Raw genomic sequence first — 22120 nt, 5'->3', positions numbered from 1 at the left:
TGGGGGCGCGTCATCCATTCCGGGTGGTGGAGGTCAGGCCTCCGGGGCCTCCTCGGGGGCGACCTCGATCGCCTTCGTGGTCTCCACCGGCGCGCTGCCGTTCGCGCCGTTCGTCAGTGCGAGCTCCTTGGGGGAGAGCACCGGCGGGCGGGTCGAGGGCGTGCGGCGGGAGGAGCCGGTCCAGGCCGGACGGGCCGGGCGCTTGACGATGGGGGCGAAGATCTCGGCGATCTCCTCCTTGCCCAGCGTCTCCCTTTCCAGGAGCTGCAGGACCAGGTTGTCGAGGACGTCGCGGTTCTCGACAAGGATCTCCCACGCCTCGTTGTGCGCGGTCTCGATGAGCTTCTTGACCTCTTCGTCGACCAGCGCGGCGACCTCTTCCGAGTAGTCGCGCTGGTGCGCCATCTCACGGCCGAGGAACGGTTCGGTGTTGTCGCCGCCGAACTTGATGGCGCCGAGCCGCTCGGTCATGCCGTACTGGGTGACCATCGCGCGTGCGGTGGTCGTGGCCTTCTCGATGTCGTTCGCCGCGCCCGTGGTGGGGTCGTGGAAGACGAGCTCTTCGGCCGCGCGCCCGCCCAGCATGTACGCCAGCTGGTCGAGCATCTCGTTGCGGGTGGTCGAGTACTTGTCCTCGTCCGGGAGCACCATCGTGTAGCCCAGGGCGCGGCCGCGGGAGAGGATGGTGATCTTGTGGACGGGGTCGGAGTTCGGCGAGGCCGCTGCGACGAGGGCGTGGCCGCCCTCGTGGTACGCGGTGATCTTCTTCTCCTTGTCCGACATGATCCGGGTCCGCTTCTGCGGGCCCGCGACCACACGGTCGATCGCCTCGTCCAGTGAGTGGTTGTCGATCAGCTTCTTGTCCGAGCGGGCGGTGAGGAGCGCCGCTTCGTTCAGGACGTTGGAGAGATCGGCACCGGTGAAGCCGGGGGTGCGTCGGGCGACGGCGCCGAGGTCGACGTCCGGGGCGACCGGCTTGCCCTTCTGGTGGACCTTGAGGATCTCGAGGCGGCCCTGCATGTCCGGACGGTCGACGGCGATCTGCCGGTCGAATCGGCCGGGGCGCAGCAGCGCGGGGTCGAGGATGTCGGGTCGGTTCGTGGCGGCGATCAGGATGACGCCGCCCTTCACGTCGAAGCCGTCCATCTCGACGAGGAGCTGGTTGAGGGTCTGCTCGCGCTCGTCGTGGCCACCGCCGAGGCCGGCACCGCGGTGACGGCCGACGGCGTCGATCTCGTCGACGAAGACGATCGCCGGGGCGTTCGCCTTGGCCTGCTCGAAGAGGTCGCGGACACGGGAGGCGCCGACGCCGACGAACATCTCGACGAAGTCGGAGCCGGAGATCGAGTAGAACGGGACGCCGGCCTCGCCCGCGACGGCGCGTGCGAGGAGGGTCTTGCCGGTTCCGGGCGGGCCGTAGAGCAGCACGCCCTTGGGGATCTTGGCGCCGACGGCCTGGAACTTCGCCGGTTCCTGGAGAAATTCCTTGATCTCGTGGAGTTCCTCGACGGCCTCGTCGGATCCCGCCACGTCGGCGAAGGTGGTCTTCGGGGTGTCCTTGGTGATGAGCTTGGCCTTGGACTTCCCGAAGTTCATGACTCGGGAGCCGCCGCCCTGCATCTGGTTCATCAGGAACAGGAAGACGAGCACGATGAGAACGAAGGGGAGCAGCGAGAGCAGCACCGACAGGAACGGGCTCTGTCGCTCCGGGGAGACGGTGTAGCCCTTGTCCAGGGCGCCGGAGGCGGCCTGGTCCTGGAGCGTGGTGGTCAGGTTGGCGCCCTGGTCACCGATGTAGCTGGCCTGGATCTTGGTGCTGCCGCCGTACTTGTCCTTGTCGGCGCCCTTCTTGAGCTCGACCTTGATGACCTGCTCGTCGCCGGTCGTCAGCTTGACCTGGTCGGCCTGCTTGTCATTGATCGCCTGGACGACCTTGCTGGTGTCCACCGTCTTGTAGCCCTCGGACGAGCCGACGACCTGCATCAGCACGACCACGGCGAGGACGGCCAGCACGATCCACATGACCGGCCCACGGAAGTATCGCTTCACGTCCATCCATACGGAGCGAGAACGCTCCGTCCCTCCTGCCCGTAGGTAAATGCTGCTGTGAGAGCTGCTGTGAGAAAAAGCTGTTCTTCGGAAGGTACCTCAGCACGGGGGCCCGTGACCGCCTTCCCTTGCTCCAACGCCGGGAGGGCGGTACGGGTTCCCGTGGCTTCAGCCCCCGTAGACGTGCGGCGCGAGTGTGCCGACGAAGGGGAGGTTGCGGTACTTCTCCGCGTAGTCGAGGCCGTAGCCGACGACGAACTCGTTGGGGATGTCGAAGCCGATCCACTTCACGTCGATGGCGACCTTGGCGGCGTCCGGCTTGCGCAGGAGGGTGCAGACCTCGAGGGAGGCCGGTTCGCGCGAGCCGAGGTTCGACAGCAGCCATGACAGGGTCAGGCCGGAGTCGATGATGTCCTCGACGATCAGGACGTGCTTGCCCTTGATGTCGGTGTCGAGGTCCTTGAGGATGCGGACGACGCCGGAGGACTGGGTGCCGGCGCCGTAGGAGGAGACGGCCATCCAGTCCATGGTGACGGGGGTGGACAGCGCGCGCGCCAGGTCCGCCATCACCATCACGGCGCCCTTGAGGACGCCGACGATGAGCAGGTCCTTGCCCGCGTACTCCGCGTCGATCTTCGCGGCCAGCTCGGCCAGCTTCGCGTCGATCTCTTCCTTGGTGATGAGCACCGACTTGAGGTCGGTGCCCATGTCCTTCTCGTTCACCCGGGTCACTTTCGTTGCAGCTTGCGTCAGCCTTGCCGAATGACCAGTCTGCCACCCTGGCGTCGTGCCTCGACGCGGCCGGGCAGATTGATGGCTCCTTGGCCGCGCCAGCCGGTGATGAGCCGGTCGACCTCTTCGATGTGGCGGGCGAAGAGGGATCCGGCGGGTGCGCCTTCGGCGATCATGGCGCGGCGCAGGATGCGGCGGCGGACGGCGGGCGGGAGTCCGTAGAGCTTGGCGCATTCGAGTCGGCCGGCTTCGTCGCGTACGGAGGTCTCCGCGTCGGCGGCCCAGGAGTCGAGGGCGTCGGCGTCGTCGCGGGAGAGTTGGGCCGTGCGGGCGAGGGCTTCGACGACGCCTTTGCCGAGGGCCTTCTCGAGGGCGGGGAGGCCTTCGTGGCGGAGGCGGGAGCGGGTGTAGGCGGGGTCCGCGTTGTGGGGGTCGTCCCAGACGGCGAGTTCTTGGGCGACGCAGGCCTTGCGGACGGTCTGCCGGTCGAGCTCGAGGAAGGGGCGGCGGTAGCGTCCGGCGGCGCCGGAGACGGCGGCCATGCCGGAGAGGGAGCGGATGCCTGAGCCGCGGGCGAGGCCGAGGAGGACGGTTTCGGCCTGGTCGTCGCGGGTGTGGCCGAGCAGGACGGCGGTGGCGCCGTGGCGTTCGGCGGCGTCGTCGAGGGCGGCGTAGCGGGCGTCGCGGGCGGCGGCTTCGGGTCCTCCTTCGCGGCCGACGGTGATGGTGACGGCTTCGACGGGGTCGAGGCCGAGTGCGGCCATGCGTCCGGCGACCTCGGTGGCGCGCTGGGCGGAGCCGTCCTGGAGGCCGTGGTCGACGGTGATGCCGCCGGCGCGGACGGCGAGTTTGCGGGCTTCGAAGGCGAGTGCGGAGGCGAGCGCCATGGAGTCGGCGCCGCCGGAGCAGGCGACGAGCACGAGGGGGTGCTTGTCGGGTGTCGCGGCGGGGTCTGTCCGGTGCTCGGTGATGACGTCGTGGAGTACGCGGCGGACCGCCAGGCGTATCGCCGCGACCGCAGGATGGGGACCCATGTCCGGTGCCCTTCGTGATGGGGTGGGGTGCCTCGGTCGGAGTCTTAACGGTCGGAAGAGGGGTTTCGGTCACTCAGAGTGCGTCGATGGTGACAGAACCTGGCCGTTACCCGAGCATTGCACGCCCCACCCTTTGCCTAGGGTCCCTCGGATGGGTGATTGGTGGTGTGTTCTTTCGTCGTACGACGCACCCGTCTCACGAGTCTGCCTTACGGTGCACCCTCGCCACCCAGTCGGCCGGTGTGGCGATCTCGGCCTTGGTGGGGAGTGTGTTCGGGGAGGTCCAGACGCGGTTGAAGCCGTCCATGCCGACCTCGTCTACGACGGCGCGGACGAAGCGTTCGCCGTCGCGGTACTGGCGGAGTTTGGCGTCGAGGCCGAGGAGTTTGCGCAGGGCGAGGTCGAGGCGGGAGGCGCCGCGGGCGCGGCGCTGCTGGAACTTCTCGCGGATCTCGGCGACGGAGGGCACGACCTGGGGGCCGACGCCGTCCATCACGTAGTCGGCGTGGCCTTCGAGGAGGGACATGACGGCGGTGAGGCGGCCGAGGATCTCGCGTTGCTCGGGGGTCTGTACGAGTTCGACGAGGGAGGGGCCTGGTTCGCCTTCTTCTCCTTCGGGGCGGCCGCCGGCGAGGGCCTGGGCGGCTTCGCGCAGTCGTTCGACGACGGTGGAGGGGTCGACCTCGGTTGCGCCGAGGAAGGACTGGATCTCGCCTTGGAGGTGGTCGCGGAGCCAGGGCACGGCGGTGAACTGGGTGCGGTGGGTTTCTTCGTGGAGGCAGACCCAGAGCCTGAAGTCGTGGGGGTCGACGGCGAGTTCGCGTTCGACGTGGACGATGTTGGGGGCGACGAGGAGGAGTCGGCCGCCGCCGTTGTCCCCGGCGGGGAGTTCGCGGGTGGCGGGGGCGAAGGTCTCGTACTGGCCGAGGATCCGGGAGGCGAGGAAGGACAGGAGCATGCCGAGTTCGACGCCGGTGACCTTGCCGCCGACGGCGCCGAGGACGGTGCCGCCGGGGGTGTTGGAGCGGCGTTCCTGCATTTTGTCGAGGAGTGGGGAGAGCAGTTCGCGGAAGCCGGCGACGTTGGCCCTGACCCAGCCGGCTCGGTCCACGACGAGGACGGGTGTGTCTCGTGGTTCGTGGCCTTCGGGGATCATTCGGGTGAAGGCCCTGACGTGTTCCTCGGAGGCCTTGGCGTGGCGGCGCAGTTCCGCGACGACCTCGCGGGCCTCGTCCCGGCTCACCTCCGGGCCGGGCCTCAGCAGTCGGGTCGCGGTCGCGACCGCGAGATTCCAGTCGACCATCTCGGCACCACCGATGCTCGTCATGCGTCAACCGTACGTTCTCGACGCGTGTTCGGTGAGGCTTCGGACCTGTTCAGCCCTGGGGGGCGAGTGCGGCGGAGAGCCGGTCGAGGGCGGGTTGGGCCGTGTAGGGCGAGGTGGTCCGTCCGGCGAGGAAGGCGAAGGCGAGGAGTCGGCCGTCGGCGGTGACGACGGTTCCGGCGAGTGTGTTGACGCCTGTCAGGGTGCCGGTCTTGGCGCGGACGAGGCCGGCTCCGTTGGTGGCGGGTGCGGTGTCGTAGCGGCTTTCGAGGGTGCCGCTGAAGCCGCCGATGGGCAGGCCGGTGAGGACGGGGCGCAGTGCGGGGCGGGTGGGGTCGGCCGCCCGGGTGAGGAGGCCGGTGAGCAGGGCGGCGGAGATCCGGTCGTGGCGGGAGAGGCCGCTGCCGTCGGCGAAGTGGGTGCCTGTGGTGGGGAGGCCGAGTGCGGTGAGTTCGGCCCGGACGGCTGTGCCGGCGCCGGCGAAGCTCGCGGGCTGCTTGTGGGCGAGGGCGGTGTGGCGGGCGAGGGCTTCGGCGAGGTCGTTGTCGCTGTGGGTGAGGGTGCGTTCGACGAGGGCGGAGAGGGGTGCGGATTCGGTACGGGCCAGGGGGGCGGCCTTGGGGTCCGTGCCGGTTTTGGGGGCGCGGGCGGGGGTGGGGGTGCCCTGGACGTTCGTACCGGTCCTGCCGAGAAGCTCGGCGAAGGCGGTGGCGGTGTCTCCGGCGGGGTCGGCGGTGCGCGGGGCGGGTCCGCTGTCGGAGTCGTCCAGGCGGCCCTCGTCGAGCATGAGGGCGCCGACGGGGGCGATGTTGTCGTTGGTGCCTATGGGGTGACGCGCGGGGCCCTCGTAGAGGCTCGTGTCGTAGGCGACGCGTACGTCGGTGATGCCCCGGTCCTTGAGGGCGCGGGCGGTGCCGTCGGCCAGGGCCTTCAGTCGGGTGCGGTCGAGGGTGGGGTCGCCGCCGCCGACCAGGGTGACGGTGCGGCCGTCGGGGGAGGCGACGACGGTGGTGGGGATGCGGTGGTCGGGGCCGAGGGCGGAGAGGGCGGCGACCGACGTGGCGATCTTGATCGTGGACGCCGGGGTCATGGGGGTGGTGGCGCCCTCCCCGTAGAGCTGCTTCCCGGTGGCGACGTCGACGACGGAGGCGGTGCGCAGCGTGCCGAGGCCTGGGTCGGCGAGGAGCGGTACGAGGGTGGTGGCGAGGTCGCCCGGGAGGCTGGTGTCCGGGGCGTCGAGGGCGCGGAGCACTCCGGCGGCGCTGGGGGCGGGGGCGGGGTGCTGCGGGCCCGCGGGGGGCCTGGGGGCCGCGTGATGTGCGCCACCTGTCGGGGTCGTGGCGGCCGCCCGGGCGCGCTCGGCCTTACGCTGGCCGTTGTCCCACGGTCCGGCGGCGGTCACGGCTCCGGCGGCGAGGGCCAGACCCAGTACGGCGGAGCACGCCGTGAGCTGCCAGGTCCTCGGCTCCGGCATTGCTGACCAGCCCCTTTCGCGATCACACACAGGCGTGAGGGACACTTAATCACTGCGCGTCGTCGCAGGCATTCACATGTGTTGATTCAGGAGGAGCCACCCGTGGAGTTCGACGTCACCATCGAGATCCCGAAGGGGTCGCGGAACAAGTACGAGGTCGACCACGAGACGGGTCGCATCCGCCTGGACCGTCGTCTCTTCACCTCGACCAGCTACCCGGCCGACTACGGCTTCGTCGAGAACACCCTCGGCGAGGACGGCGACCCGCTGGACGCGCTGGTCATCCTGGACGAGCCGACGTTCCCCGGCTGCCTGATCAAGTGCCGCGCCATCGGCATGTTCCGTATGACGGACGAGGCCGGCGGCGACGACAAGCTGCTGTGCGTCCCCGCGTCGGACCCGCGCGTCGAGCACCTGCGCGACATCCACCACGTGTCGGAGTTCGACCGCCTGGAGATCCAGCACTTCTTCGAGGTCTACAAGGACCTGGAGCCGGGCAAGTCGGTCGAGGGCGCCGACTGGGTCGGCCGCGCCGAGGCCGAGGCCGAGATCGAGGCCTCCTACAAGCGCCTGGAGGCGCAGGGCGGCGCCCACTGAGTGGGCCTCTGCTGAAGCTGTGACGGGCGGTGCACCTCGTGGGTGCGCCGCCCGTCTCGCGTGTTGTCGTATGCCCGTGCCCATACTGGGCAGACAGCGCGAATGGGAGTGAGGACGAAGAGAGTGGTCGCGGAGGCGGACGGCCCGGAGGACCGGAAGCCGCAATCGGACGAGGCGCGCAGCGCTTTCACACAGCCGGCGGGGGTCGAGCAGCCGGCTGTTCCGGAGGAGGAGCATCCGACCTCCGAGTTCGCCGTTCCCGAGGGGCTGGCTCCGGAGCCGCCTGCCGAGCCCGAGGGTTCGGCGTTCGCTCCGCCGTCAGGTACGACGGGCCCCGCGAAGCACGCGCCGCCGGCGTTCACGCCCGCCCATGGCATTCCGCTGGTGCGGCTGTCGAAGGACGCTCCGTGGCAGGACCGTATGCGGACCATGCTGCGGCTTCCGGTCGGGGACCGGCCGGTGCCGGAGACCCGCAAGGTGGAGGACGAGACGGGGCCCTCGGTGGGCCGTGTGCTGGACCTGACCCTGCGTATCGGTGAGCTGCTGCTCGCGGGTGGGGAGGGCGCGGAGGACGTCGAGGCGGCGATGTTCGCGATCTGCCGCAGTTACGGTCTGGACCGGTGCGAGCCGACCGTCACGTTCACACTGCTGTCGATCACGTACCAGCCGTCGCTGGTGGACGATCCGATCACGGCGAACCGGACGGTTCGGCGCCGGGGCACGGACTACACCCGGCTGGCGGCGGTCTACCAGCTGCTCGCCGACATCAACGCGGAGGAGCACGACGTCACGCCGGAGGAGGCGTACCGGCGGCTCGCGGAGATCCGGCGGAACCGGCACCCGTACCCGGGCTGGGTGCTGACCTCGGCCGCGGGTGTGCTGGCGGGCGCGGCCTCGGTGCTGCTGGGCGGTGACCTCACGGTCTTCTTCGTGGCGGCGTTGGGCGCGGTGCTGGGCGACCGGCTGGCGTGGCTGTGCGCGGGGCGTGGGCTGCCGGAGTTCTACCAGTTCCTGGTGGCGGCGATGCCGCCGGCCGCGATGGGGGTGCTGCTGACGCTGCTGCACGCCGATCTGCGGCCCTCGGCGGTCATCACGGGTGGTCTGTTCGCCCTGATCCCGGGGCGGGCGCTCGTGGCGGCCGTGCAGGACGGTCTGACCGGCTTCTACATCACGGCCTCGGCCCGGCTCCTGGAGGTCGGGTACTTCTTCGTGGCGATCGTGGTGGGCGTGCTGTCGGTGCTGTACGTGGCCGTGCAGTTCGACGCGGAGCTGAACCCGGAGGGGGAGCTCGGTCTGGTCGAGCGGCCGGTGGTGCAGATCCTGGCGGCAATGGTGCTGTGCGCGACGTTCGCGATCCTGTTGCAGCAGTCGCGGGCGACGGTGCTGTTCGCGACGTTGAACGGCGGGGTGGCGTGGGTGATCTACGCGTCGATCGCGGTCACGGCGGACGGCTCGGCGGTGATGGCGACGGCGGTGGCGGCTGGCCTGGTAGGTCTGTTCGGGCAGCTGATCGCCCGGTACGAGCACACGTCGTCGCTGCCGTATGTGACGGCGGCGATCGGGCCGCTGCTGCCGGGTTCGGCGACGTACTTCGGGGTGCTCTCGATCGCGCAGAACAACCTGGACCAGGGCTTCGCCAACCTGGCGAAGGCGGCGGCCCTGGCCCTGGCGATCGCGATCGGGGTGAACCTGGGAGGCGAGCTGGCCCGCCTCTTCATGCAGGCTCCGGGTGCGGCGGCGGCCCGCCGCGCCGCGAAGCGGACGCGTGGTTTCTAGGCGGGGCGTGGTTTCTGGGCGGGGTCCGGGCCGGACGACCGTCCGGCCCGGGGGCGACGACTAGCGCTTGGCGTGGCGGCCGCGCTCGGTGGGGGTGTCGTGGTCGTCCTGGTCGCCCTGGGCGCGGGCCTTCTTGGACTGGGAGCGGGCGCGCAGGTACTCGATCACGATCGGGATCACGGAGATCACGACGATCAGGATGAGGATCGCCTCGATGTGCTCGTGGACGAAGTCGATCTTGCCGAGGGAGGCGCCGAGCAGGGTCACGCCCGCGCCCCACAGCACGCCGCCGATGATGTTGAACGTGATGAACGAGCGGTAGTTCATCCGGCTCACACCGGCGATGATCGGCGTGAACGTGCGCACGATCGGGACGAAGCGGGCCAGGATCAGCGACTTCGGGCCGTGCTTTTCGAAGAACTCGTGCGCCTTCTCCACGTTCTCCTGCTTGAAGAGCTTGGAGTCGGGGCGCTTGAAGAGGGCCGGGCCGACCTTGCGGCCGAAGAGGTAGCCCACCTGGTCGCCGATGATGGCGGCGGCCACGATGAGCGTGCAGACGAGCCAGAGCGGCGTGTCCAGCTTGCCGGTGGTCACCAGCAGGCCGGTGGTGAAGAGCAGCGAGTCGCCGGGCAGGAAGAACCCGATGAGCAGGCCGGACTCGGCGAAGACGATGACGAGGACACCGATCAGGCCGAAGGTCTGAATCAGATAATCCGGGTCCAGCCAGCTCGGTCCGAGGGCAAGCGTATTCACGGGTTCCGGGCTCCTGCGGTTGATGGGGGCATGGGACGGCTGCCCCAAAGTATCAACGCTTTCTTACGACCTCGGGTTCCATCCGGCCCCCACCGGGCTCCTCCGGGATGCGAGGGCGGACGGCCGGGCCGAGGCTGGGGGCCAGGAGGTGGATGCGGATGGGCATCGAGGAGTACGGAGGCGGTCAGGGACCGCAGCCCGACGTGCTGGTCGTCACGACCAACGACGTTCCCGGCTACGAGGTCCGTCAGGTGATCGGCGAGGTCTTCGGTCTGACCGTGCGCTCGCGGCATCTGGGCAGCCAGATCGGCGCGGGGCTGAAGTCGATGATCGGCGGGGAGCTGAAGGGTCTGACGAAGACCCTGGTGGAGACCCGCAACCAGGCGATGGAGCGGCTGGTGGAGCAGGCGAAGGCGCGCGGTGCCAACGCCGTGCTGATGTTCCGCTTCGATGTGACGGAGGCGGCGGACGTGGGGACGGAGGTCTGCGCGTACGGCACGGCGGCGGTGATCGCTCCTCGCGCCTGAACTCGCGGCTGAACTATCGGCTGAACTCGCGACTGAACGGGCGGCGACACCCCCAACTCTCTGGGCGTTGTGCGGCTTTTGTACCCCTATGGTGGGGCGGTGGCCATCGATAACCCGTCGTCCGGGCCCCCGCCCCCCGCCCACCGGTCGCCCGGACGAGCGCTGTTGCCGCAGGTCCTGCCCGCCCTCTTGGTGGGTGTCCTGGCGAGTCTGCTCTTCCTCGGCATCGAGTGGGTCTCCGAGGAGTTCGAGCACGTCCTCTGGCACACCCTTCCGGACGCGCTCGGCATCGGCGGCTTCTCCGTCTTCTGGACGATCATCATGCTCACCGCGACCGGAATCGCGGTGGGTCTCGTCGTCTGGAAGGTGCCCGGGCACGCGGGCCCCGACCCGTCCGAAACCGGGCTCGGCGGCGCGCCCCTCGCGCCCGCGGTCGTCCCCGGACTGCTGCTCGCCGGCACACTCACACTGGCCGGAGGAGTCAGCCTCGGCCCGGAGAACCCGATCATCGCGGCCAATGTCGCACTCGCCTACTGGCTCGGCAGAAAGGCGGCGCCCGCCTCGCCCGGCGCGTTCTGGGTCGTGCTCGCCTCGGCCGCCACCATCGGCGCCCTCTTCGGCACCCCGGTGGCCGCCGCCCTGGTCATCTCCGAGGCCCTCACCCAGCAGCCGGACGCCAAGAGCTCGCTGTGGGACCGGCTCTTCGCCCCACTGATCGCCGCCGGAGCCGGGTCGATGACCACCTTGCTCCTCGCGCACCCCACCTTCGACATGTCGCTGCCCGAGCTGACCGACCCGGGGTGGGGCGATCTACTCGCCTCGATGGTCGTCGCCACCGCCGCCGCCCTCTTCGGCCTCCTCTGCTGCTACGGCCTCCCCCACGTCCACCGCGCCTTCCAGCGGCTGCGGCACCCGATGCTGATGATCCCGGTCGGCGGGCTGGTCCTCGGCCTGCTGGGCGCGTTCGGCGGATCGCTGACGCTCTTCAAGGGCCTGGAACAGGTGAAGGAGCTCACCGAGAACATCGGCAGCTACTCGTCGGGGGAGCTGGCCAAGATGGCCGTGGTCAAGCTCGCCGCCCTGCTGGTCGCCGCCTCGTGCGGATTCGTCGGCGGCCGGATCTTCCCTGCCGTGTTCATCGGTGTCGCCTTCGGCATGTTCGCCCAGGCACTGGTCCCCGAGATCCACCCCGCCGTCGCCGTCTCCTCCGGCGTGCTCGGCGTGCTGCTCGCGACGACCCGGCAGGGCTGGGTGAGTCTCTTCGTCGCCGCCGTCCTCTCCTCCTCGCCCTCGATGCTCCCGCTGCTCTGCCTGGCCTCCCTGCCCGCCTGGCTGGTCGTCACCGGCCGCCCCCAGCTCGAACTGGACCACTCAGGCAGAGCCCTTCACTGAACAACACCCCGGACTGCACTGAACAACCCCGAAGGAGTCCCATGGCACTGCACAAGGGTCACGCCGAGCCCGAGCCTGATCGGCACCTCGCTCTCAACCCCTTCTACGGCCTGGCCAACCCGGTCGGCGGCATGACCGAGGCGCCGCCCATCCACCGGCTGCCCGACGGCCCTCTGCCGCCCATGAGCGCCTATCAGGTGGTCCACGACGAGCTGATGCTCGACGGCAACTCCCGGCTCAACCTGGCCACTTTCGTCACCACCTGGATGGAGCCCCAGGCCGGGGTCCTGATGGCGGAGTGCCGCGACAAGAACATGATCGACAAGGACGAGTACCCGCGCACCGCCGAACTGGAGCGGCGCTGCGTGGCCATGCTCGCCGACCTCTGGAACGCCCCGGACCCCTCGATCGCCGTCGGCTGCTCCACCACCGGCTCCAGCGAGGCGTGCATGCTCGCCGGCATGGCCCTCAAGCGCCGCTGGGCCAAGCGGAACCCCGACCGCTACCCGGCGAGCGCCCGGCCCAATCTGGTGATGGGTGTCAACGTCCAGGTCTGCTGGGAGAAGTTCTGCAACTTCTGGGAGGTCGAGGCCCGGCTCGTGCCCATGGAGGGCGACCGCTTCCACATGGACGCGGAGTCGGCCGCCGCCCTCTGCGACGAGAACACCATCGGCGTGGTCGCCGTGCTCGGCTCGACCTTCGACGGCTCCTACGAGCCGGTCGCGGAGATCTGCGCCGCGCTCGACGCCCTCCAGGAACGGACCGGGCTCGACATCCCCGTCCACGTCGACGGCGCGTCGGGTGCGATGATCGCGCCGTTCGTGGACGAGGACCTGGTCTGGGACTTCCGGCTGCCCCGGGTCGCCTCGATCAACACCTCCGGTCACAAGTACGGCCTCGTCTACCCGGGCGTGGGCTGGGCGCTGTGGCGCTCGCCGGAGGAGCTCCCCGAGGAGCTGGTCTTCCGGGTCAACTACCTCGGCGGCGACATGCCCACCTTCGCTCTCAACTTCTCCCGGCCGGGCGCCCAGGTCGTCGCGCAGTACTACACGTTCCTGCGGCTCGGCCGGGAGGGCTACCGAGCCGTCCAGCAGACCACCCGGGATATCGCCCGCACGATCTCCGAACGGATCGAGGCGATCGGCGAGTTCCGCCTCCTCACCCGCGGCGACCAACTCCCGGTCTTCGCGTTCACCACCGCCCCCGACGTCGGCCGCTTCGACGTGTTCGACGTCTCGCGCCGGCTGAGGGAGCGCGGCTGGCTCGTCCCGGCGTACACCTTCCCCGCCAACCGGGAGGACCTGTCCGTGCTGCGGGTGGTCTGCCGCAACGGCTTCTCGGCCGACCTCGCGGGGCTGTTCATCGAGGACCTGAACCGGATCCTTCCCGACCTGCGACGTCAGTCCGGCCCTTCGGCCGACAGCAAGGCGGCCGCCACCTCCTTCCACCACTGAGCACACCGGCCGCCCGTCACGGGCTCTCGCCCTCGCACCCCAGGCCGAACTCCGCCCAGCGCTCGCCCTCGACGGATATGCCGTACAGACAGCTGGTGTTGTGGCGGAGGAGCCCGAGGGGCGTGCGGCGGGTGAAGGTCGTGCCCTCGCCCGAGGGGCGGAAACTGCTGCCGCCGTCGAGGCTCACGTACTCCCGGTCCTCGGCTCCGATCAGCACCCGGCCACCAGGGCCCGGCACGGGGATCCCCAGGAGCGTACGGGGCTCGATCATCGGCCCCGTCGTCCACATGCGCCGCCAGGTCCGGCCGCCGTCCAGCGAGCGGTGCAACGCCCGCATGGGGTTCTTGACGGGGTCACCGCCCTTCAACTCCCCCATCTCCGCCGCGTAGACGACGGACCGGCCGACCGCGACCGCCGTGTACCGGCCGGGCTCGGTGGTCGGGCTCGGCAGCCGGCTCACCGACCAGCTGCGGCCCTGGTCCCGCGACACGGCCACGGCGGCCCGCCCCGACAGCGGGTCGGTCCCCGAGGCCCACCACGAGCCGTCGGGCTCCGCCACCTCGGCCGGCCTCGGACGCGCCCCGAGCAGCGGCCCCTCGGCGAGGGCGCGCCGCCGACCGTCCTCCGGGGAGATCACGACCAGCCGCTGCCGGACGCAGTCGTCCACCCATGCCCCGGAGGGCTGCGCGCAGTCGGTGGTGAGCACGGCCCCGGCCGGTATCACCGCGGTCGTACCGACCCTCCTCAGGTCGCCGACGCGCCAGCTGCGACCGCCGTCACGGGTGAACCAGGTCCGCCGCTTCTCGGGTTCGGCACCGCCCTCCTCGATCAGGGCACGCCCGGGCCCGAGCGCCAGCAATTGGGACGAGACGCCGTCCGTACCCCGTGTCTCGGGCAGCGGGGAGCTCCGCAGCACCCAGCTCTTCGCGCCCCGGTCGAGGACGGCCACATGCTGCCTGCAGAAGCCGTTCTCCGGCACCCGCTCGTCCGTCACACAGTCGGCCAGCAGGGCGAATCCGCTGCCGTCGGAGGCGAATCCCAGGGAGTGCGACCACCCGGGGAGCTGCCGCCCGGACGGAATCCGCGGCGGCGGGACGGCCGATGCGCCCGAGCCGGCGCCCGTCCCACCCGTACGCGATGAGCCGGGAGAGCCCGCCCCCGCAGAACCCGGACCCGGAGAGCCCGGAGAGCCCGAAGACCCCGAGCCCCCCGCGCCCGTACAAGCCGTCAACACCAGCGCCATGACGGCGCCGGCCACTCCGAAGAGCCTGCGCATCGCACGTCCCCCGTCTCTTCGCCCGGTCCGCGGTGAACCGTCTGCCCTAGTTACACCGCTCGACCGGTTCGGGTTCCCGCTACACGCTCAGCCGCCTGAACTTCCGTACTGCCAGCGGGAAGAAGACCGCGAGCAGCAGCAGCGGCCACACCACCGCCGCCATCACGTGCCCAGGCTCACCGCCCGGGTTGCCGAAGAGGTCCCGTACCGCCGTCGCCGTCGCCGACATCGGGTTCCACTCGACGACCGTGCCGAGCCACCCCGGCATGGACCCCGGCGCGGCGAACGCGTTGGAGAGGAAGCCGATCGGCCAGACCAGGATCTGCACGGCCATCACCAGCTCCGGCCGTCCCGCCACCATCGCGAGGTAGATCCCGATCCACAGCATCGCGAAGCGCAGCAGGAGCAGCAGGCCCATGGCCCCGAGGAAGGCGCCGAAGCCGCCGTGCGCCCGCCAGCCGATCGCGTACCCGACGCCGACCATCACCACAAGACCGGCCGCGGACTGGAGCATGTCGGCGACCGAACGTCCGACGAGTACCGCGCCGTCGGCCATGGGCATCGAGCGGAAGCGGTCGATCACACCCTTGTTCAGGTCCTGGGTGACGGCGGTCATCGTGCCTTCGAGGCCGAAGACCATCGTCAGCGTGAGCATGCCGGGCACGAGGTAGTCGACGTACGCGCCCTCGATCTCCCGGCCACCGCCGACGAGATAGCCGAACATCAGCAGCATCATGACCGGGAAGGCGAGGCCGACCAGCATCACGACCGGCTGCCGGGCCCAGTGGGCCAGTTCCCGCCGGGTCATCGTCCAGCAGTCGCTCATCACATACGCCGCGCTCATGCCGCCACCTCCGCTTCCTCGTTCTTCACGTCGCCGGTCAGATGGAGGAAGACCTCGTCGAGGGTCGGCCGCCGCAGGGCGATGTCCTCCGCCTCGATCCCGGCCGCCTCCAGGGCCCGTACGGTCTCGGCCAACGCCGCCATCCGGTCCGTGACGGGCGCGCTGATCCGCCGCCGGTCGGCGTCCACCGCCACCTCGGCCCCGGGAGCGGGCAGCAGCCGCGCCGCCTCGGCGAGCCGCCTCCCGTCCCGCAGGACGACGTCGATGCGGTCGCCGCCGACCTTGGCCTTCAGCTCGTCGGCCGTGCCGTCGGCGACGACCCGGCCGTGGTCGACGACCGAGATCCGGTCGGCGAGCTGGTCGGCCTCTTCCAGGTACTGCGTGGTGAGCAGGACGGTCGTCCCCCCGCCCACCAGGGAGCGCACCGACTCCCACACCTCGCCGCGGCCGCGCGGGTCGAGTCCGGTCGTGGGCTCGTCCAGGAAGAGCACCTCCGGCTCCGTGATCAGCGAGGCCGCGAGGTCGAGACGGCGACGCATGCCGCCGCTGAACTGCTTGACGGGCTTGCGTCCGGTGTCCGCGAGCCCGAACCGCTCCAGGAGTTCGTCGGCCCGCGCGCCGGCCCGTCGGGCGCCCAGGTGGTACAGCCGCCCGAACATCTCCAGGTTCTGCCGGCCGCCCAGCTCCTCGTCGACGGCCGCGTGCTGCCCGAGGAGCCCGATCCTTCGACGCACCTCGGCCGCCTGGGTCCGGACGTCGAAGCCCGCCACCCGCACCAGGCCCTCCTCGTGCCGCAGCAGCGTGGCCAGGATCCGTACCGTCGTGGTCTTGCCCGCGCCGTTGGGGCCGAGCAGGCCGTGCACCGTGCCGGTGCCGACGACCAGGTCGAGGCCGTCGAGCGCCGGCTTGTCCCCGTACCGCTTCCGCGCGCCTTCGACGACGATCGCGTCAGTCATCCGTCTCCTCCAGTCGAGCCGATCGGCCCAGTAGTCAAATTTGACCACCGCCAGAAGATATGCCCGCCGGATCGATTAGTCAAACTTGATTAGTCTTGCTGTTCGTCCGGGTGACCCGTCGCGTACGGGTTCTCCTCACCCTCGGCGAGCACTCCCACGAAGGGCTCCCCGCCCTCGCCCGCGAAGGAGTACGCACCCGCCTCGATCCGCCCGATCAGGCCGAGCGTCCACTCCTTGCCGGCGTCCGCCGAGTGGACCCAGAGGTGCATGATCTCGCCGATGTGCCCGAGCTGCTGCGGGCCGCCCTCCGGCGTGTAGTACTCGGTGACGGCGGCGCGCCACTCGTCGAGCGCCCGCACCCGCGCGCGCAGCAGTTCGACGACCTCCGCCCGGGGGAGGTCGACGATGAACCCGATCCCCGCGGACAGGACGTCCATCTTCTGGTCGTACGTGGTCAGCGCCTCGCGCAGCAGCGCGAAGTACTCCTCCGTACCCTTCTCCGTCACCTCGTACTCGGTCCGCGGCGGGCCACCCGCCGTGCTCGGCGCGATCTCGTACGCATGCAGCAGACCTTGCTTGGCCATCTGCTTGAGCGCGTGGTAGATCGAGCCGGGCTTGGCGTTGGACCACTCGTGCGCGCCCCAGAACTCCAGATCGTTGCGGACCTGGTAGCCGTGGGCGCGCCCGTGCTGGCGGACCGCCCCGAGGACGAGAAGCCGGATCGCAGACACCCTGGTACCTCCTAGTCAATTTTGACTAGGGTACGCGCACCCCCTTACGCGCCCTGCTCCTCCGCGATCAGGGTGAACGAGTCCTTGCCGTCCAGCGACTCCCGGACGATGTCCGCGTGCCCGGCGTGCCGGCCCTTCTCCTGGACCAGGTGGAGCAGCATCCAGCGCATCGAGACCCACCCGTCCTTCGGGAACCAGGGGCAGGCGGCGGCAGACTGCGCGTGCCGGCGCTCGGACGGCTCGCAGCCTGCTCCTCGGTGAGGCCGAGGGCCGTCCGGCGGATCGCCGCCCGCTGGGCCTCCACGAAGTCGAGGAACGCCCCGCGCTCGTCACCCTGGGTCCGCGGGAACAAGAGCAACCATGAGATGTCCCTCCTGACACGAAAGAGATGGTGGGTGCCGGGGAGCTCTCCTCTCCCGACACCCACCACGTTACGAACCCTTGAGGACAGCTTCTGTCCTAGAAGGGGAACTGGCTCCGCCCGTGCTGGATCGAGATCCACTTCTGGGTCGTGAAGGCGTCGATCATCGCGTCGCCGTTCAGCCGGCCGATGCCGGAGTGCTTCTCGCCGCCGAACGGCACGATCGGCTCGTCGGCCACGGTGCCGTCGTTGATGTGGATCATTCCGGTGTGGATGCGCTGGGCCACCCGTACACCCCGCTCGATGTCACCGGTGTGGACGGCACCACTCAGGCCGTACGGAGTGTCGTTGGCGATGCGGATCGCCTCCTCCTCACCGTCGAAGGGCAGGATGAGGGCCACCGGGCCGAAGATCTCCTGGCTCAGCACGGGCGCGTCGGCCGGGAGGTCGGTCAGGACCGACGGGGAGACGACGTTGCCGTCCGCCGAGCCGTGCAGCAGGGCTGTCGCGCCGCCTGCCACCGCCTGCTCGACGACGGCCGAGACCGACTCCGCCTGCTGGGAGTTGATGAGGGGCCCGATGTGGGTGGCGGGGTCGGCGGGGTCGCCGACGCGCAGCGTCTTCACCTTGGCGACGAACTTCTCGGTGAACTCCGCCTCCAGGGTGCGGTCCACCAGGATCCGGTTGGCGGCCATGCAGACCTGGCCCTGATGCACGAAGCGGCTGAAGACGGCCGCGTCCACCGCGTAGTCGACGTCGGCGTCCTCGAGGACGATCAGGGCGCTGTTGCCACCGAGTTCGAGGACGGCGTGCTTGAAGTTCTGCGCGCAGACGGTGGCGACGTGGCGGCCGACCTTGTCGGAGCCGGTGAAGGAGATGACCTTCGGGACCGGGTGGGTCAGCAGCGCGTCGCCGATCTCGGCGATGTCGGTCACGACCACGTTCAGCAGTCCGGCCGGGAGACCTGCGTCCTCCAGGACCTTGGCGACGAGCGTGCCGCCGCAGATCGGGGTGTTCTGGTGCGGCTTGAGGACGACCGCGTTGCCGAGGGCGAGCGCCGGGGCGACCGACTTGATCGACAGGAGGAAGGGGAAGTTGAAGGGGGAGATGACGCCGACGACACCGACCGGGAGGCGGTAGACGCGGTTTTCCTTGCCGTCGACCGGAGAGGGCAGGATCCGGCCCTCGGGGCGCAGCGCCAGCTGGATCGCCTCGCGCAGGAACTCCTTGGCGAGGTGCAGCTCGAAGGCCGCCTTCAGGCGCGTGCCGCCGAGCTCGGCCATGATCGTGTCGGAGAGCTCCTGCTCGCGTTCCTCGACGATCCGCAGAGCGCGCTCGAAGACGAGCCGGCGGGTGTACGGGTTGGTCTCGGCCCACTCGCGCTGGGCGCGCTCGGCGGCGCGGTAGGCGTGGTCGACCTCGTCGGCGGTGGCGACGGTGATCGAGGCGAGCTTCTCACCGGTGTACGGGTTGAAGTCGATGATGTCCCACGAGCCGCTGCCGGGCTTCCACTCGCCGTCTATGTACTGGTGGGCCAGGTCGGTGAAGTAGGACATGTATGGAGACCCCTTAACCCGCGGTGGCGGACACTGTGGCAACGCTGATGTCACGTCATCGTACTTACGTGCTACGTGAGTTGGAGGAGTCCCCTGAGAAGGTCGCGACTTTCGGCCGGATCGGGACTGTCCTCGCGCAGCCGCTCCATCACGCGTGCGTACTGGGCGACTTCCTCGCGCTTGTCGAGGTAGAGGGCGCTGGTCAGCTGCTCCAGATAGACGACGTCGGAGAGGTCGGACTCCGGGAAGCTCAGCATGGTGAACGCGCCGCTCTCACCGGCGTGCCCGCCGTAACTGAAGGGCATGACCTGGAGCGTGACGTTGGGGTGCTCGGAGATCTCGATGAGATGCCTCAACTGGCCCTGCATCACGGCCCGGTCGCCGTAGGGGCGGCGCAGCGCCGCTTCGTCCAGGACGGCGTGGAACTGCGGGGCACTCTCGGAGACGAGGACCTTCTGGCGCTCCAGGCGGAGCGCGACGCGGCGCTCGATCTCTGCGCGCGGGGCATCGGGGATGCCGCGGGCGACGACGGCGTGTGCGTACGCCTCGGTCTGCAACAGGCCGTGCACGAACTGGACTTCGTAGATGCGGATGAGGGAGGCGGCGCCTTCCAGGCCGATGTACGTCTGGAACCAACCCGGCAGGACGTCACCGAAGCTGTGCCACCAGCCGGCGACGTTGGCCTCGCGGGCCAGCCCGAGGAGTGAGCCGCGCTCGGACTCGTCGCTGACGCCGTAGAGCGTGAGCAGGTCCTCGACATCCCTGGCCTTGAAGCTCACCCTACCCAACTCCATACGGCTGATCTTGGATTCGGACGCGCGGATCGAGTAGCCGGCCGCCTCGCGGGTGATGCCGCGCGACTCGCGCAACCGCCTCAGTTGCGAACCCAGCAGGATGCGCCGCACCACGCTCCCGCTCGCTCCGCTCGATTCGACTGCGGTCACGGCTCCAGCCTCTCCTTCGCGGGTCTCGGGCCCCCGGATTGTGCCACTAAACGCTTCAGCGCGTACACATTCGATTACGGAAAGGCGGCAGGTTCAGGGCGACTTCCTGATCAGGAGGAAATCAGTCGGCAGAAGATATGCACAAAATCGGCACGGGGATGGACAGGTCCGGCGCGTGCACGTGCATCTGCCCTTGCATCCCTTGGTCGCATTCGGAACCATGGACCCCGCGCAGCTGCGTACTCGTTCGTGTTGTCGCACCACAGTCGCGATTCCCGGGAGTGCCTCGCATGGGGACGAATGGATCGACCATGCTCGAGCCGTTACGGCAGGGGCTTCCGCCGATCGATCCCGCGGCCGTCTCCACCTCCGCCTCCTGCGCGCTGCCACCCCGCTACGAAGCGGTGCGCGGTGCACGGAAGTTCACACAGGCGACGCTCGCGCAGTGGGAGTTGACCGAGCGTTTCGACGATGTCGCTCTGGTCGTCTCCGAACTCGTCACCAACGCCCTGCGGCACGCGCTGCCGTCGGACGCGCCCCAGGACGAGGGCGGCCGGCACACTCCCCCGGTCCGCCTGCACCTGATGCGCTGGACGAGCCGTCTGGTGTGTGCCGTACGCGATCCGAGCCACCGCAGCCCGGAGACGCGTGAGGCCGACGAGGACTTCGCGGCGGAATCCGGCCGGGGGCTGTTCCTGGTGGACTCCTTCAGCGACGGCTGGGGATGGCACCCGCTGGCCGGGACGCTCCAGGGCAAGGTCGTCTGGGCGCTGTTCCGGCTCGGCCCGGAGTGACGGGCCGTACATGACGCACACGAGAAGGGCCCCGGCGGCTGCCGGGGCCCTTCTCGTCGCGACCGCCCGCCGCGGCCGCTCACACCAGGTGGTCGAACTCCCCGTCCTTGACCCCGAGCAGCAGCGCCTCTATCTCGGCGGGCGTGTAGACGAGAGCGGGCCCGTCGGGGTGGCGCGAGTTGCGAACGGCAACGTTGCCACCGGGCAGCTTGGCGAACTCCACACAGGATCCCTGGGAGTTGCTGTGCCGGCTCTTCTGCCATACGACACCGTCAAGTTCCGTGGCCGCCATGCCGTTGTACGCGTGATGCGCATGATGCACTGGTAGCTCCCCGAGATGCTTGATGCAGGTGTCAACTTCCTCGGATCATAGCTGTGTTCATATGCCAATGCATGAGCAGATGCACGTGCACGAGGGGTGGCGTATCGACTACGCCACTCAGCGTGCTACCGACGAGTATGAGTCATGGCCGGTCCCCGCCCTCCTCCGGCAGGGCCTGCGACAACTCGCCCCATTTCCTCCACCCGCCCTCTGCCCCCGGGTCGCTTCCGGGGATGTCACGTCCGGGAGCCCATGCTCGTCCCATGAGCATGACTGACACCAGGAATGTGCTGCTGGCAGGGGCGAGCGGGGTCTTCGGCCGCCACGTCGCCGAGGAACTCACCGCGGCCGGACACACCGTGCTGGGGCTGGGGCGCGGGGCGGAGAACGACGTCGTCGCCGACCTCATGGACCGGGACGCGCTGCTCCGGGCGGTGGACGGGTTGGAGGTGGACACCGTCGTGCACGCGGCGACCGCGCTGCGCGAGCCTCCGCTGAGGCACCGGGACATGGCCACGACCGACGCGCTGCGGGTCGCCGGGACCACCCATCTGGTCGAGGCGGCGCGCGCGGTGGGGGCGCGGCGGATGATCGCCGAGTCGATGGTCTTCGGGTACGGGTACCGGGACTTCGGGGAGCGGGTGATCACGGAGGACGACGTCTTCGGACCGACCGGCCTGGACGCGCCGTCCCAGCGGCATGTGGACGCCATGCGGACCAAGGAGGAGCTGATGCTCGGGACCGAGGGGATCGAGGGCGTCGCGCTGCGGTTCGGCGTGTTCTACGGCCCCGGGGGCACCGAGACCATCGTGGACCTGCTGCGGAAGCGGAAGCTGCCGGCGGTCGCCGACCGGGGAAGGGTGCTGCCCTGGGTCCACCTGCAGGACGCGGCGCGCGCGGTGGCGCTGGCGGTCGGGGGCGGACGGCCGGGGGAGGCGTACAACATCGTGGACGACGCCCCGATGGGCTTCGGCGCGCATGTGCGCGCGGTCGCCGCGGTGTTCGGCACCCCGAGGCCGATGACGGTGCCGGCCTGGCTGACCCGCCCGATGTCGTACGCGCACACGATCTCGACGACGAACCTGCGGGTCTCCAACGCCAGGGCGGAGGCCGAGCTCGGCTGGACACCACGGTACCGGGACTGCGCGGCGGGTCTCGCCGCACTGACCGAGTGGTGAGCGGCCGGCCCGAGGTGCCGGGCCGGACCGGTCGGAGGCGGGCGAA

The 22120-nt window shown here is 70.0% G+C and carries 20 protein-coding genes and 1 pseudogene; 7 read left to right on the top strand and 14 right to left on the bottom strand.

Going from position 1 to position 22120, the window contains the following annotated elements; translation table 11 throughout:
* Nucleotides 1-33: 33 nt before the first annotated feature.
* The 5 genes from ftsH to dacB form a co-directional block, all read right to left on the bottom strand.
* A complete protein-coding gene (gene ftsH / locus ACZ561_RS23630; protein ID WP_470998356.1) occupies nucleotides 34-2055 on the bottom strand; it encodes an ATP-dependent zinc metalloprotease FtsH in 2022 nt (673 codons plus the stop codon).
* 162 nt (nucleotides 2056-2217) lie between these two features.
* Nucleotides 2218-2757, bottom strand: a complete 540-nt coding sequence (gene hpt, locus ACZ561_RS23625; RefSeq protein WP_132917781.1) for a hypoxanthine phosphoribosyltransferase — start codon at nucleotides 2755-2757, stop codon at nucleotides 2218-2220.
* A gap of 41 nt (nucleotides 2758-2798) precedes the next feature.
* Nucleotides 2799-3815 (bottom strand): tRNA lysidine(34) synthetase TilS, encoded by a 1017-nt coding sequence (gene tilS / locus ACZ561_RS23620; protein WP_470998353.1) that lies wholly within the window; start codon nucleotides 3813-3815, stop codon nucleotides 2799-2801.
* Nucleotides 3816-4011: 196 nt separating this feature from the next.
* Entirely contained in the window at nucleotides 4012-5142 is a 1131-nt protein-coding gene (locus ACZ561_RS23615; protein ID WP_470998351.1) for a zinc-dependent metalloprotease, read from the bottom strand.
* A 49-nt stretch (nucleotides 5143-5191) separates the two neighbouring features.
* Nucleotides 5192-6613 carry a D-alanyl-D-alanine carboxypeptidase/D-alanyl-D-alanine endopeptidase gene (gene dacB, locus ACZ561_RS23610; RefSeq protein ID WP_470998348.1) on the bottom strand — a complete coding sequence of 474 codons (1422 nt, stop codon included), beginning with the start codon at nucleotides 6611-6613 and terminating at the stop codon, nucleotides 5192-5194.
* 102 nt (nucleotides 6614-6715) lie between these two features.
* Here dacB and ACZ561_RS23605 point away from each other — a divergent pair, with 102 nt between their 5' ends.
* Both ACZ561_RS23605 and ACZ561_RS23600 read left to right on the top strand, forming a co-directional pair.
* The gene (locus tag ACZ561_RS23605; protein WP_003968257.1) at nucleotides 6716-7210 is read left to right on the top strand and encodes an inorganic diphosphatase; all 495 of its coding nucleotides are present in this window, start codon (nucleotides 6716-6718) and stop codon (nucleotides 7208-7210) included.
* 123 nt (nucleotides 7211-7333) lie between these two features.
* Nucleotides 7334-8986 carry a threonine/serine exporter family protein gene (locus ACZ561_RS23600; protein WP_470998590.1) on the top strand — a complete coding sequence of 551 codons (1653 nt, stop codon included), beginning with the start codon at nucleotides 7334-7336 and terminating at the stop codon, nucleotides 8984-8986.
* A gap of 60 nt (nucleotides 8987-9046) precedes the next feature.
* On the opposite strand, the gene ACZ561_RS23595 is transcribed toward ACZ561_RS23600, so the two are convergent.
* Entirely contained in the window at nucleotides 9047-9739 is a 693-nt protein-coding gene (locus ACZ561_RS23595; RefSeq protein WP_470998345.1) for a DedA family protein, read from the bottom strand.
* Nucleotides 9740-9897: 158 nt separating this feature from the next.
* On the opposite strand from ACZ561_RS23595, the gene ACZ561_RS23590 reads away from it, so the two are divergent.
* The 3 genes from ACZ561_RS23590 (at nucleotide 9898) to ACZ561_RS23580 (ending at nucleotide 13112) form a co-directional block, all read left to right on the top strand.
* Entirely contained in the window at nucleotides 9898-10266 is a 369-nt protein-coding gene (locus ACZ561_RS23590; RefSeq protein WP_376431090.1) for a YbjQ family protein, read from the top strand.
* A gap of 99 nt (nucleotides 10267-10365) precedes the next feature.
* Nucleotides 10366-11658, top strand: a complete 1293-nt coding sequence (locus ACZ561_RS23585; protein WP_470998342.1) for an ion channel protein — start codon at nucleotides 10366-10368, stop codon at nucleotides 11656-11658.
* A 41-nt stretch (nucleotides 11659-11699) separates the two neighbouring features.
* The gene (locus ACZ561_RS23580) at nucleotides 11700-13112 is read left to right on the top strand and encodes a glutamate decarboxylase (RefSeq protein ID WP_470998339.1); all 1413 of its coding nucleotides are present in this window, start codon (nucleotides 11700-11702) and stop codon (nucleotides 13110-13112) included.
* 16 nt (nucleotides 13113-13128) lie between these two features.
* Here ACZ561_RS23580 and ACZ561_RS23575 read toward each other — a convergent pair whose 3' ends face one another.
* The 7 genes and pseudogenes from ACZ561_RS23575 to ACZ561_RS23545 all read right to left on the bottom strand — a co-directional run bounded on the left by ACZ561_RS23575 (nucleotide 13129) and on the right by ACZ561_RS23545 (nucleotide 19780).
* A complete protein-coding gene (locus ACZ561_RS23575; RefSeq protein WP_470998337.1) occupies nucleotides 13129-14106 on the bottom strand; it encodes a beta propeller repeat protein in 978 nt (325 codons plus the stop codon).
* A 361-nt stretch (nucleotides 14107-14467) separates the two neighbouring features.
* Complete coding sequence (locus ACZ561_RS23570) at nucleotides 14468-15232, bottom strand: ABC transporter permease (RefSeq protein WP_470998334.1); 765 nt, start codon at nucleotides 15230-15232, stop codon at nucleotides 14468-14470.
* On the bottom strand, nucleotides 15229-16188 hold the full coding sequence (locus ACZ561_RS23565) for an ATP-binding cassette domain-containing protein (RefSeq protein WP_470998331.1): 960 nt from the start codon (nucleotides 16186-16188) through the stop codon (nucleotides 15229-15231). Before ACZ561_RS23565 ends, ACZ561_RS23570 begins: the two co-directional genes overlap by 4 nt.
* A gap of 89 nt (nucleotides 16189-16277) precedes the next feature.
* Nucleotides 16278-16919: a PadR family transcriptional regulator gene (locus ACZ561_RS23560; protein ID WP_470998328.1), complete on the bottom strand. Its 642-nt coding sequence runs from the start codon at nucleotides 16917-16919 to the stop codon at nucleotides 16278-16280.
* A gap of 44 nt (nucleotides 16920-16963) precedes the next feature.
* Nucleotides 16964-17281 (bottom strand): annotated as a pseudogene (locus ACZ561_RS23555) (mycothiol transferase).
* 97 nt (nucleotides 17282-17378) lie between these two features.
* A complete protein-coding gene (locus ACZ561_RS23550) occupies nucleotides 17379-18836 on the bottom strand; it encodes an aldehyde dehydrogenase family protein (protein ID WP_470998325.1) in 1458 nt (485 codons plus the stop codon).
* A gap of 71 nt (nucleotides 18837-18907) precedes the next feature.
* Nucleotides 18908-19780 (bottom strand): helix-turn-helix domain-containing protein, encoded by an 873-nt coding sequence (locus ACZ561_RS23545; protein ID WP_376431106.1) that lies wholly within the window; start codon nucleotides 19778-19780, stop codon nucleotides 18908-18910.
* A gap of 290 nt (nucleotides 19781-20070) precedes the next feature.
* Between ACZ561_RS23545 and ACZ561_RS23540 the strand changes: the two genes are divergently transcribed.
* Nucleotides 20071-20574 carry an ATP-binding protein gene (locus ACZ561_RS23540; RefSeq protein ID WP_470998322.1) on the top strand — a complete coding sequence of 168 codons (504 nt, stop codon included), beginning with the start codon at nucleotides 20071-20073 and terminating at the stop codon, nucleotides 20572-20574.
* A gap of 79 nt (nucleotides 20575-20653) precedes the next feature.
* On the opposite strand, the gene ACZ561_RS23535 is transcribed toward ACZ561_RS23540, so the two are convergent.
* A complete protein-coding gene (locus ACZ561_RS23535) occupies nucleotides 20654-20866 on the bottom strand; it encodes a DUF397 domain-containing protein (RefSeq protein WP_329125573.1) in 213 nt (70 codons plus the stop codon).
* A 293-nt stretch (nucleotides 20867-21159) separates the two neighbouring features.
* On the opposite strand from ACZ561_RS23535, the gene ACZ561_RS23530 reads away from it, so the two are divergent.
* Nucleotides 21160-22074, top strand: coding sequence for an NAD-dependent epimerase/dehydratase family protein (locus ACZ561_RS23530; protein ID WP_470998319.1), 915 nt, complete (start codon nucleotides 21160-21162; stop codon nucleotides 22072-22074).
* Nucleotides 22075-22120 lie beyond the last annotated feature (46 nt).

The sequence above is a fragment of the Streptomyces sp. NPDC039609 genome (assembly GCF_055596705.1).
This window is presented reverse-complemented; position numbering and strand designations above follow the sequence as displayed.